Raw genomic sequence first — 11,377 nt, 5'->3', positions numbered from 1 at the left:
TTCGCGTGCTTACTTGAGAAAACGCGTGTCGGCGAGCTTGCTCATATCAGGCAGCGCCTTGATGATGCCGGCTTCCAGCAGCAGGTCAGCCGCTTCCTTGCTGAAGGCGGCATGTTCGCCGGCAAAGAATTTCTGGTTGGCCGCGCGGTCTTGCCAGCGCAGGTATTTGGACGAGGCCTCAAAGGCTTCGCCGGTCTGCTTCACGTCGGCGCCCATGATTTCGAAGCTCTTTTTCGGTTCTTTCTGGATCATCTCGACGGCCTCAAAGTAGCTGTCGGCCAGGGCCTTGGCAGCCTTGGGGTTTTCAGACAGGAACTTGGGCGTGCAACCGAAGGTGTCCATCACCATGGGGTAGTCAAGTGTGGTGGCGAGGATCTTGCCGGCCTCTGGCTTGGCGCGCACTGCGCCCAGGTAGGGCTCGTAAGTCATCGCGGCATCCACGCCGTCGGTGCCGGCAATCATGGCGTTTGCCGCGGCCTGCGGCTCAAGGTTGACTACCTTCACGTCCTTGGTGCTCATGCCGTTTTTCTTCAGCATCCACGCCAGGGCGAAATAGGGCGAGGTGCCGGGCGCGCTGGCGGCCACGGTTTTGCCTTTGAGGTCAGTGATTTTGGTGATGGCGGGCTTGACCACCATGCCGTCTGCGCCGTAGCTCTTGTCGAGCTGGAAGATCTGCGTGGTGGCCACACCGTTGGCGTTCCACACCACCCAGGTCTCGACTGTGGTGGCGGCGCACTGCACGTCACCTGAAGCAATCGCCAGGTGGCGGTCTTTTTGTGGAATCTTTTTGATCGACACATCAAGCCCGTTCTTCTTGAAGATGCCGGCTTCTTTGGCCAGGGTCAGCGGGGCAAAACCTGTCCAGCCGGAGATACCGACGGCGACTTTGGTTTCTTGCGCGTGGGCGCTGCCCATGGCGAGAGCTGCGACGCCGGCCAGCATCGAAAGGGCGAGTTGTTTCTTCATGAAGTTGCTCCTGTTGGGGGTATCGACTGAGGTATTGCTAATGTATGCAGGCTTCATGCCAGCCGCAAGGCGGTCAACTCGGTGATTTGGGCTTCTCCGGCCAGGCCAATACGTCCACCCGCTACCAATTGGTGCACCTTCTCCATGTCGGGTGCAAGGCTGCGGTCATGCATCATGGCCGGAGAGGCTTGGCGCACCAGTTGCAGCACGCCTTCCAGCACAGCGGAGCTCTTGAGCGGGCGCAAGAATTCAATGCCCTGCGCGGCGGCCAACAGTTCGATGGCGACGATGTATTCGGTATTGCGCAACATGGGCTGAAGCCGGCGCGCCGCGAAGGTGGCCATGCTCACATGGTCTTCCTGGTTGGCCGAGGTCGGCAGGCTGTCGACGCTGGCGGGGTGGGCCAGTGATTTGTTTTCAGAGGCCAGCGCGGCGGCTGTGACATGCACGATCATGAAGCCAGAGTTGAGGCCCGGCTCGGGTGTGAGGAAGGCCGGCAAGCGCGAGGCCACGGTATCGACCAGCATGGCGATGCGGCGCTCGGTAATCGCGCCGATTTCGGCAATGGCAACGGCCAGTGCGTCGCAAGCCAGCGCAACCGGTTCTGCGTGGAAGTTTCCCCCTGAGAGCAGCGTTGCGTCATCGGCAAACACCAGCGGGTTGTCGGTCACGGCGTTGGCTTCGCGCATCAGCACCTGCGTGGCATAACGCATCTGGTCCAGGCAGGCGCCCATCACCTGCGGCTGGCAGCGCAGGCAGTAAGGGTCTTGCACGCGGTCGTCGCCCTCAAGGTGCGAGCGGCGGATCTCGCTGCCCACCATGATGGCGCGGTAGGCGGCGGCGCAGTCGATCTGGCCCGGCTGGCCGCGCACCGCGTGAATGCGCGGATCAAACGGTCCGTCGCTGCCGCGGGCGGCGTCCAGTGTGACAGCGCCCGAGATCACGGCGGCTTCAAACAGTCGGTCGGTGGCGAGCAGCGCATCCAGCGCCAGCGCGGTCGAGACCTGCGTGCCGTTGATCAGTGCCAGGCCTTCCTTGGCCGACAGCTTGACCGGCGTGATGGCGGCTTGCTTGAGTGCCTCAGCTGCGGCGATGCGCTGGCCCTGATAGAAGACTTCGCCTTCGCCAATCAGCGGCAGGCACAGGTGAGCCAGTGGCGCGAGGTCGCCCGAAGCGCCGACCGAGCCCTGGCAAGGGATCACGGGTGTGAGGCCCTTGTTGTAGAGCGCCATCAGGGTGTCGATGACGACCTCACGCACACCTGAGAAGCCGCGCGCCAGGCTCGCGGCCTTGAGCAGCAGCACCAGGCGCACCACGCGTTCGGGCATGGGCTCGCCCACACCCACGGCATGTGAGCGCAGCAGGTTGAGCTGCAGTGTTTCAAGATCAGCCTGAGCGATGCGCTGGTTGGCCAGCTTGCCGAAGCCGGTGTTGACGCCGTAGACAGCGTCGCCGCCCTGCGCGGCCTTTTGCACCAGCGCGGCGCTGGCGCGAATGCCTGTCGTGGCGGCTGGATCAATGGCAAGCAGCGGGCGGCTGGTATGGATATCCCGCAGCTGCGCCAGCGTCAGCAGGCCGGGTTGGATGGTGATCTTCATGGTGTTGTATCTGGAAAAGGAGGAGGTTGCGGTGTCATAGGTGCCTGGCGGCGCTATGGATATGACTACCGCTATCGCGCATCTGTTCAGTCGCCCAGCATGGGCAGGTTCAGCCCGTTGTCTTTGGCGCATTGTTTGGCGATGTCATAGCCTGCATCGGCATGACGCATCACACCGGTGGCCGGGTCATTGAACAGCACGCGGCTTAATTTTTCGAAGGCCTCGGCAGTGCCGTCGCACACGATGACCACGCCCGAGTGCTGCGAATAGCCCATGCCGACACCGCCGCCATGGTGCAGGCTGACCCAGGTCGCTCCGCTGGCGGTGTTGAGGAGCGCGTTTAGCAACGGCCAGTCGCTCACGGCATCGCTGCCGTCTTTCATGGCTTCGGTTTCGCGGTTGGGTGAGGCGACGGAGCCGCTGTCCAGGTGGTCGCGGCCGATGACGATGGGGCCCTTGAGTTCACCGCTTTTGACCATCTCGTTAAAGGCGAGGCCCGCCAGATGCCGCTCACCCAGGCCTATCCAGCAGATGCGTGCCGGCAGGCCCTGGAAGGCGATGCGCTCTTCGGCCATGTCCAGCCAGCGGTGCAGGTGTTTGTTGTTGGGGAAGAGCTCTTTCATCTTCGCGTCGGTTTTCTGGATGTCCTCCGGGTCGCCTGAGAGTGCCACCCAACGGAAGGGGCCGACCCCACGGCAGAACAGCGGGCGAATGTAGGCGGGCACAAAGCCGGGGTAGTCAAAGGCGTTGTCGACGCCGAAATCCTTGGCAACCTGGCGCAGGTTGTTGCCGTAGTCCACCGTGGGAATGCCCATTTCGTGGAAGGCCAGCATGGCTTTGACGTGCGCCACGCAGGATTCGCCGGCGGCTTTTGTCAGTGCGGCATGCTGCGCAGGGTCTTTTTGCGCGGCGCGCCATTGCGCCACCGTCCAGCCGGCGGGCAAGTAACCATTGATGATGTCGTGGGCCGAGGTCTGGTCGGTGACGATGTCGGGGCGAATGCCGCCCGCCTTGGCGCGCTTGACCAGCTCGGGAACAATTTCGGCCGCATTGCCGCACAGGGCGATGGAAACGGCCTCCTTGCGTGAGGTGTGGTACCTGATCATCTCCAGCGCTTCGTCAAGGTCTTTGGCCTGCTTGTCGACATAACGTGTGCGCAGCCGGAAGTCGATGCTGGACTGCTGGCACTCGATGTTGAGCGAGCAGGCGCCGGCAAAGGTAGCAGCCAGCGGCTGCGCGCCACCCATGCCGCCCAGGCCGGCAGTCAGCACCCAACGGCCGGCCAGGTCGCCGTTGAAATGCTGGCGGCCCGCTTCCACAAAGGTTTCATACGTGCCTTGCACGATGCCCTGGGTGCCGATGTAGATCCAGCTGCCGGCCGTCATCTGGCCGTACATCATCAGGCCCGCGCGGTCCAGTTCGTTGAAATGCTCCCAGGTCGCCCACTTGGGTACCAGGTTGGAATTGGCGATCAGCACGCGCGGCGCGCCGGTGTGGGTGCGGAACACGCCAACCGGCTTGCCCGACTGCACCAGCAGGGTTTCGTCGGCTTTGAGTTTGCGCAGGGAATCAAGGATGGCGTCAAAGGCCGGCCAGTTGCGGGCCGCCTTGCCGATGCCGCCGTATACCACCAGCTCGTCGGGGTTTTCGGCGACTTCCGGGTCCAGGTTGTTCTGGATCATGCGGTAGGCCGCCTCGATTTGCCAGTTGGCGCAGGTAAGGGTGCTGCCGCGGGGGGCGCGCACGGGGCGGGCCTTGCTATCCAGAAAAGGGGTTTGGGAAAGATCGGACATGAGACTGCTCCGGAGAAGACGGGATAACAGGGGAATTTCACAGCACCAGAAAAAGAAATCAACCGGCGATGGGATAAATCGTAGTTGTCTATACAACTTGTGTCAACTGCGGTAATCTATGGTTTGTGCGCAAAAGCCGGCCCGGCAACCCTGACTGGCCGATGAAGGGTCGGACTTTTGCGGTGACAATGTTTTTTTACACACGCGAGCATTCCGCTGAACCATGGCCACCACACCACTGCCTGCCTACGGTCAGGTCAAGGCATTCATCAAAAAACGCATCAGCACCGGCACCTGGAAGCCCGGCGACCCGGTGCCCAGCGAAGCTGTACTGATGGAGCAGTTCGGCGTGAGCCGCATGACGGTCAACCGGGCGCTGCGCGAGTTGATGGGCGAGGGCATGGTTACGCGCATCCAGGGCTCCGGCACTTTTGTGGCGGAGCTGCACCGCATTTCTTCCACCCTGACCATTCGTGACATTCACGAGGAGGTTGTCGAACGCGGGCATGTGCATACCTCGCGCGTGCTGCTCGCTGAATCTGAAAAAGCCAGCGCCGACCTGGCGCGCACCCTGGGCCTGCGGGCGGGCGGGCGGGTGTTTCACACCATATTGATTCACCTGGAGAACGGCGTGCCGATTCAGTATGAAGACCGCTATGTGAACCCGGCAGCGGCACCCGACTATTTAAAGACCGACTTCACCCAGACCACACCCACCCATCATTTGCTGGAACAGGCGCCGCTCACCGAGGCCAGCTATTCCATTGAGGCCTGCCTGCCCTCGGCGTTGGAGGCCAAACACCTGGACATCAAGCCGGCAGAGGCGTGCCTCGCCATGATGCGGCGGACCGTGAGCGGCAGCAACATCGCCAGTGTGGCGCGCCTGGTGTACCCGGGATCGCGCTACAGCTTTGCGGGAAAGTTTCAGGCGTGACATCTTCGAATGGTTCCGGCTGGAACGTCGTGCGGCTGGCCGACATTGCGGCGACGCCGTGGCGCAATGGCGGCGGTGTGACGCGCGAGCTGGCCATGTGGCCCAATGCGGGTGACTGGGTCTGGCGCATGTCGGTGGCCGATGTGGACAAGAGCGGGCCTTTTTCGAAGTTCGATGGCATCGAGCGATGGTTTGCGGTGCTCGAAGGCGCGGGCGTGCAGCTGGATGTGGCGGGTGTTCCGCACCGTGTGACGGCCGAGGATGCTCCGCTCTTCTTTGATGGGGCTGCTATAACGAATTGCGAGTTGATAGACGGCAAGACGCGGGATTTCAACCTGATGGTGCGCCGTGGGAGCGAGCTATCCCGAATGGTTCGAGTGGCCGGGCGTTTCTCGGAAACGTTACGTGCTATGAAAATGATAGCTGTCTACGCTCATCAATTGGGCGCTACCGTGCTATTTGATGAAGAAGTTTTGCAGCTGGAGCCCGCCAGCCTGGCCTGGCGCACGGTGACGGGCAGTGCGGCGGTGCGAATTTCCGCACAGCACGCCCTCTGGATGGAGATCCCCGCATGAGCCTGAAACTCTGGACAAACTGCCGCGTGGCCACGCTGCAAGCCGGTGCTGCGCAGGCTTATGGTTTGATAGAAGACGCTGCATTGGTGGTGGACGGCGAATCCCTTGCGTGGGTTGGCCCGCGTGCCGATGTGCCCCCAGATCTTCTGGCTCGCTGCACCACGCAGCACGATGCCGACGGTGCATTGATCACGCCCGGCCTTATCGATTGCCACACCCACCTCGTTTATGGCGGCGACCGCGCCCATGAATTTGAGTTGCGGCTCAACGGCGCGACCTATGAAGAGATTGCTCGCGCCGGCGGCGGCATCGCCTCTACCGTGAAAGCGACCCGGGCTGCCACTGCGCAGCAGCTGCAAGCGCAGAGCGCAGCCAGGCTGCAGCGCCTGATCGCCGAAGGCGTGACCACACTCGAGATCAAGTCCGGCTACGGCCTGGCGTTGGAGCACGAACGCAAGACGCTGTCAGTGGCGCGCGCGCTGGGCCGGACCCATGCGGTGGATGTTCGCACCACTTTCCTGGGTGCACATGCGGTGCCGGCTGAATTTGCCGGCCGCACAGACGCCTATGTCGACGCCGTACTGGAAATGCTGCCAGTGCTGCATGCCGAAGGACTGGTTGATGCGGTCGACGCGTTTTGCGAGCGCATTGCTTTCAGCCCCGCGCAGACCGAGCGGGTCTTTGCCGCGGCCAAGGCCCTGGGCGTTCCTGTCAAGCTGCATGCCGAGCAGCTCAGCGACAGTGGTGGCGCGCAGCTGGCGGCGCACTATGGCGCGCTCAGCTGCGATCACCTGGAATGGTTGTCGGCCGAGGGCGCGCAAGCCATGGCGGCGGCGAGTTCGGTGGCAGTGCTGCTGCCCGGCGCGTTTTACTTTCTGCGTGAAACCAAGCTGCCGCCCGTGGCCTTGCTGCGTGAGCACGGCGTACCGATGGCGATTTCTACCGACTGCAACCCGGGCAGCTCGCCTTGCACCTCTTTGCTGCTGATGCTCAACATGGCGTGCACGCTGTTCCGCCTGACGCCTGAAGAAGCGCTGGCTGGCGTCACGCGCCATGCTGCAGCGGCCTTGGGCCTGCGGGATCGGGGCGTGCTGGCAGCCGGCGTGCGGGCTGATTTTGTACTGTGGGGCGTTGAGCGGCCGGCGGAGCTGAGCTACGCCTTTGGTGCGAACCCGCGCCTTCAAACAGTTTTCAAGGGACAGGTCTTATGAACGAACGCTCGAGCGAAGTTTTTACATTGCACCAGGGTATGGTTCCCCTGCTGGTCAGCATGCCGCACATCGGCACCGAGATGCCGGCCGAACTCAAGGGCGCCTACACCGATGAAGCCCTCCGGGTCGAGGACACCGACTGGCATCTGCATCTGCTTTACAACTTTCTGCCGGCGCTGGGCGCCAGCGTGTTGCGGCCGCGTTATTCGCGTTATGTGATTGACCTGAACCGCCCGCCCGACGATGCGCCCATGTACCCCGGTGCATCCAACACCGAGCTGTGCCCCACGCGGTTTTTCAACGGTGCGCCGCTCTACAAACCTGGCTATGAGCCAGCGCCCGCTGAACGCGCGCGCCGTCGCGAGGCCTACTGGCAGCCCTACCATTCGGCGCTGGCCGGTGAGCTGGCGCGGCTGAAAGCCCAGCACGGCTTTGCCTTGTTGTGGGATGCGCACAGCATCCGTTCGCAAATTCCCTGGCTGTTTGAAGGCAAGCTGCCTGACCTCAACATCGGCACGGCGAGCGGCGCGAGTGCGAACGCAGCCATCACCGATGCGGTGGTGAAAGCCTGCGCCACGGCGCCCCGCATCACCACCGCCGTTAACGGCCGCTTCAAGGGTGGCTACATCACGCGCCACTATGGCCAGCCGGCCAGCGATGTGCATGCCGTGCAGCTTGAGATGTGCCAGAGCCTCTATATGCAGGAAGTGCCTCCCTACGCGTACGACGAAATTCTGGCATCAAAAGTTCAGCCCTTGTTAGAGAAAATGGTCTCCAGCGCGCTGCTGGAATGCGTGAGCAGCTATGAAAAGTGAAGCAAGGCGTTTTTTCGCCGAAGCAGCCTGGGTGAAAGGTGCGTGGTCCAAAGACGTTTTACTGACGGTCGCCGGCAACGGCACCTGGCAAAGCGTGGAGCCCGGGGCTACGGCGCAGCAGCAGGAAGGCGCCACGCGTCTGTCTGGCCCGGTCCTGCCTGGTCTGGTCAACGCGCACAGCCATGCCTTTCAGCGCGCGATGGCGGGCCTGACGGAGCGCCGCAGCGGGGGCGCCCATGCATCCGACGATTTCTGGAGCTGGCGCGACCGCATGTATACCGCAGCCAACCGCATCACGCCCGAACAGCTCGAAGCGATTGCAAGCCAGCTCTATGCCGAGCTGCTGGCCGGCGGCTATACCCAGGTCTGTGACTTCCATTACCTGCATAACGACGTCAGCGGAACGCCCTATGCCAACCCAATTGAGATGTCGCTGGCGCTGGTGCGCGCCGCGCAACGCACGGGTATTGGCCTCACTTTGCTGCCCACGCTCTACATGCGTTCGGGCTTCAAGGCTAGCGGCCTGCGTGAAGACCAGCGCCGGTTTTCATCCACGCCCGAGAGCGTGATGCGCATGGTCGAAGACATCCAGCGCCAGACAAAGGGCGATGCGCGCATCAATGCGGGTGTGGCTGTTCACTCATTGCGTGCCGCCAGCCCGGCCGCGCTGCACGAGCTCACAGGCGCGGCCAAAGCAGCGGGTCTTCCGGTGCACATCCATATCGCCGAGCAGACGCAGGAAGTTGAAGACTGCATGGAGCACACCGGCCAGCGCCCGATTGAATGGCTACTCAACAACGCCGATGTCGATGCCTGCTGGAACCTGGTGCACGCCACCCATGCCACGCCGGCCGAGCTGCAAGGCGTGCAAGGCAAGGGCGCATCCATCGTGATCTGCCCGGCGACTGAAGCAAATCTGGGCGACGGCGTGTTTGATTTGCCGGCCTACGCAGCCGCAGGCGGCAAGTGGTCCATAGGCTCCGACAGCCACGTCACCCGCAGCTGGCCCGAAGAGCTGCGCCTGCTCGAATATTCGCAACGCCTCACGCTGCGCCAGCGCAACATTGCCGCCCGCATCCTGGGCCACGAGAGCAGCGCGGCCGGCTTGTTCGAAGCCGCACTGGCGGGCGGTTTCCCCGCAACTGGCCTGATGCAGGGTGGTTTCGCGCCCGGGCATCGGGCGGACTTCATGACGCTGGATCCCGGTTCGCCCGCGTTGCTGGGTGTGCCGGTTCACCATCTGCTGGATGCGCTGGTGTTTTCGAGCCCAGGCGGAGTGGTTGGCGAGGTATTTGTAGCCGGGGAGCGTGTACTGGCCAGCGGGCCAGGTGCAGAGAAAAGGCGGCAGCTCGCAGAAAACTTCAGCCAGACCATGCGCGAACTATGGCGTTGAAAGGCCAAAGGTCGCCAAGTGCACCGTTATGTGCGAAATAGCGTTCCGGGCCAATAGTGACGGGCGCTGTCAAGTTAAGGACTTATTCGCCGGAATTAAAGCATATGAACAGCTTAATTTCTGGTTTATCACCTAGTGCGCGCACCGACATTAAGCATGTTAATGCTGAATTTCCGCTTTATAAGCATAAGGGGCGCCTGCTTTCCGAATTTCCGTAACTCATTGATTACTAAAGAAGTTCAGGTGTTAAAAAAACCAGTGATTCAAACCATATTGGTTGAGCTCAGCATTTATTTGGAAGTTAAGCGAGGTTATGCTTTATCGGGCTTGCCTTTGGGATGCTGTAGTAACTCCAAACGGCCGTGCTGAGCTCCCTCAAAAAGCCTTGCTGGGTAATCATTATGTTGGCAACTTCTTAAGCGTAAAGAATCGCCGACTGGCAACGTCCGCGCAAGATGTTCACGAGCAAGTAGCAAAACCCGAGGAAGGGTTGTCAAATGGAAAATAGGGCGCTGGGGCGGCAGTCACACCGCAGCCGTTTAGTGATGGAGACGTGCTGGGAAGCAGCGACCGAGGATACCGAGCCTGCACGAAAGCTCTTCCTGAGAACGTACAGGTTCGCCAACGCCCAGGCTCGGACCTAGCATGCAATGCCTGAGGAAGACTGGCCGCTATTGGCGACCATCCTTCCAAACAGAATCATCATGCGGTCGATCCATGTAAATTCTCACGCGCAGCGCTACCTGACACCCAAGAACGGACGTTTCACTACGGTTATCTACATCGATGACTGTGGCGATGAGTTGCTGGATGATGCAGAGGCCGCGGTAGGCGGTTTTGCCGGCCGTGAATGCCCGCGTGGGTTCCAAATTTCCGCCTTGGTCGGCTTACTGATGGATGCACGGTCAGAGCCTTGCCTGGTTAGATCCCAATGGCCATCGTGAGTTTGATGTGATAGTTATCCACACGGTGGTCTCCTAAAAAAAGAGGGTCGAAGGTAGGTCAGCCATCACAGCTCATCGACGATCTACGACGTTTCGCTGCTGTTCCTCGTCTCCTCGCTCCCCAAATTGCCTCATACTTATCGACGGGAACCAAAGAATAGTGACAAAAGATTCATCTATTCAGCGGGTCAACACGGCAAAGACGGTTAAACCAATCTAGCCGAGCTGCGCACCCCGAGCCACGATCCTCAAAAACCTATAAACGGGCACGGTGATACCCAGGCCAGGAGGCGAAACTTTGAAAGATGCAATGGAGTCGGGCTATAAACCCGCACAAGATGACGTTTTGAGAACGTTGGGCCTTGCCGTCATTACAGGGCAAGGTGTGGAGCTGTTGATGAGCACCTGTCTCACCTACGTGTTGCACGGTGAGCCACTTGCAACCGTGCCACAGCTTGAGTCAATCTTGCGCCTACATACGAAAGCTACCCTAGGCCAATTGCTAAAGGCGCTACGGAAAAAGGTCGATCTACACCCAGCGTTTGATACGCGCTTCGAGCGCTTTCTGGAGAGTCGAAATATCATTGCTCATCGACTGCATGATGTGCCAGGCGACCTCGACCTTCATTCAGATGAAGGCCGAAGTCGCTTGAAAGCTTTTCTCCTGCTTTTCATGGAAGACGGCGAAATGCTTTCAATGGTCTTCCTCGGATTGCTGCGAGACTGGTCTCAGCAGGTAGGAATAGAACTTCCCGGTGCCCCTCACGCGACTCCCGCTATGCTTGATCACATTGATGCGAACGTGGTCCCTCATTTGAACATTCTTCTCAGGACGAAGCGTTAAGACACCGATGGAAATAGCACTGACCCAGATCATTGAGTGGTGAAAGCCTTTTCAAGTAGCTGACTAGCAGCGAGCGGCTTAAAAGTTCGCTACGCAAAACGGCTTTCTATTTGTTCATCCAGGAACGACCGCAACCGACCCAGACCAAATGTTTGATAGTTAACGACAATGTTCGATAGTCAGATTGTTTCGGCGTGACCATCAAGCTACTCATAATCCTTTGGTCGAGTGTTCAAGTCACTCACGCCCTACCATTTATCTTTAAAGTTCGCCTCAGCATTCAGTTTCTGGGGCGTTTCTGCGT

General features: G+C 60.6%; 9 protein-coding genes. 6 read left to right on the top strand and 3 right to left on the bottom strand.

The genetic code is table 11. From position 1 onward, the window contains the following. Nucleotides 1-9: 9 nt before the first annotated feature. From AC1D13_RS21410 to hutU, 3 genes are all read right to left on the bottom strand, one after another. Nucleotides 10-966, bottom strand: a complete 957-nt coding sequence (locus AC1D13_RS21410; protein WP_457281022.1) for an ABC transporter substrate-binding protein — start codon at nt 964-966, stop codon at nt 10-12. 53 nt (nt 967-1,019) lie between these two features. Then, complete coding sequence (hutH, locus tag AC1D13_RS21405; RefSeq protein ID WP_457281021.1) at nt 1,020-2,564, bottom strand: histidine ammonia-lyase; 1,545 nt, start codon at nt 2,562-2,564, stop codon at nt 1,020-1,022. Nucleotides 2,565-2,650: 86 nt separating this feature from the next. Beyond that, complete coding sequence (gene hutU, locus AC1D13_RS21400) at nt 2,651-4,357, bottom strand: urocanate hydratase (protein ID WP_477690265.1); 1,707 nt, start codon at nt 4,355-4,357, stop codon at nt 2,651-2,653. Nucleotides 4,358-4,580: 223 nt separating this feature from the next. Here hutU and hutC point away from each other — a divergent pair, with 223 nt between their 5' ends. The 6 genes from hutC (at nt 4,581) to AC1D13_RS21370 (ending at nt 11,073) form a co-directional block, all read left to right on the top strand. Continuing rightward, nucleotides 4,581-5,291, top strand: a complete 711-nt coding sequence (hutC, locus tag AC1D13_RS21395; RefSeq protein ID WP_457281019.1) for a histidine utilization repressor — start codon at nt 4,581-4,583, stop codon at nt 5,289-5,291. Further along, complete coding sequence (locus tag AC1D13_RS21390; protein ID WP_457281018.1) at nt 5,288-5,866, top strand: HutD/Ves family protein; 579 nt, start codon at nt 5,288-5,290, stop codon at nt 5,864-5,866. Before hutC ends, AC1D13_RS21390 begins: the two co-directional genes overlap by 4 nt. Next, a complete protein-coding gene (gene hutI, locus AC1D13_RS21385; RefSeq protein ID WP_477666644.1) occupies nt 5,863-7,077 on the top strand; it encodes an imidazolonepropionase in 1,215 nt (404 codons plus the stop codon). The genes AC1D13_RS21390 and hutI overlap by 4 nt, the downstream gene beginning before the upstream one ends. Then, nucleotides 7,074-7,892, top strand: coding sequence for an N-formylglutamate deformylase (hutG, locus tag AC1D13_RS21380; protein ID WP_477666645.1), 819 nt, complete (start codon nt 7,074-7,076; stop codon nt 7,890-7,892). Before hutI ends, hutG begins: the two co-directional genes overlap by 4 nt. Beyond that, nucleotides 7,882-9,285: a formimidoylglutamate deiminase gene (locus tag AC1D13_RS21375; RefSeq protein ID WP_477666646.1), complete on the top strand. Its 1,404-nt coding sequence runs from the start codon at nt 7,882-7,884 to the stop codon at nt 9,283-9,285. The genes hutG and AC1D13_RS21375 overlap by 11 nt, the downstream gene beginning before the upstream one ends. A 1,242-nt stretch (nt 9,286-10,527) precedes the next feature. Next, nucleotides 10,528-11,073 carry a hypothetical protein gene (locus AC1D13_RS21370; protein ID WP_477690264.1) on the top strand — a complete coding sequence of 182 codons (546 nt, stop codon included), beginning with the start codon at nt 10,528-10,530 and terminating at the stop codon, nt 11,071-11,073. The last annotated feature ends 304 nt before the right edge of the window (nt 11,074-11,377 follow it).

This window comes from Polaromonas sp. P1_E12 (assembly GCF_056405975.1).
This window is presented reverse-complemented; position numbering and strand designations above follow the sequence as displayed.

What these genes read in the sequence shown, in the direction of transcription:
- hutU (WP_477690265.1), bottom strand. Translation starts at nt 4,357, where the DNA reads ATGTCCGATCTTTCCCAAACCCCTTTTCTGGATAGCAAGGCCCGCCCC.
- AC1D13_RS21375 (WP_477666646.1), top strand. Translation starts at nt 7,882, where the DNA reads ATGAAAAGTGAAGCAAGGCGTTTTTTCGCCGAAGCAGCCTGGGTGAAA.
- AC1D13_RS21410 (WP_457281022.1), bottom strand. Translation starts at nt 966, where the DNA reads ATGAAGAAACAACTCGCCCTTTCGATGCTGGCCGGCGTCGCAGCTCTC.
- hutG (WP_477666645.1), top strand. Translation starts at nt 7,074, where the DNA reads ATGAACGAACGCTCGAGCGAAGTTTTTACATTGCACCAGGGTATGGTT.
- hutC (WP_457281019.1), top strand. Translation starts at nt 4,581, where the DNA reads ATGGCCACCACACCACTGCCTGCCTACGGTCAGGTCAAGGCATTCATC.
- hutH (WP_457281021.1), bottom strand. Translation starts at nt 2,564, where the DNA reads ATGAAGATCACCATCCAACCCGGCCTGCTGACGCTGGCGCAGCTGCGG.
- hutI (WP_477666644.1), top strand. Translation starts at nt 5,863, where the DNA reads ATGAGCCTGAAACTCTGGACAAACTGCCGCGTGGCCACGCTGCAAGCC.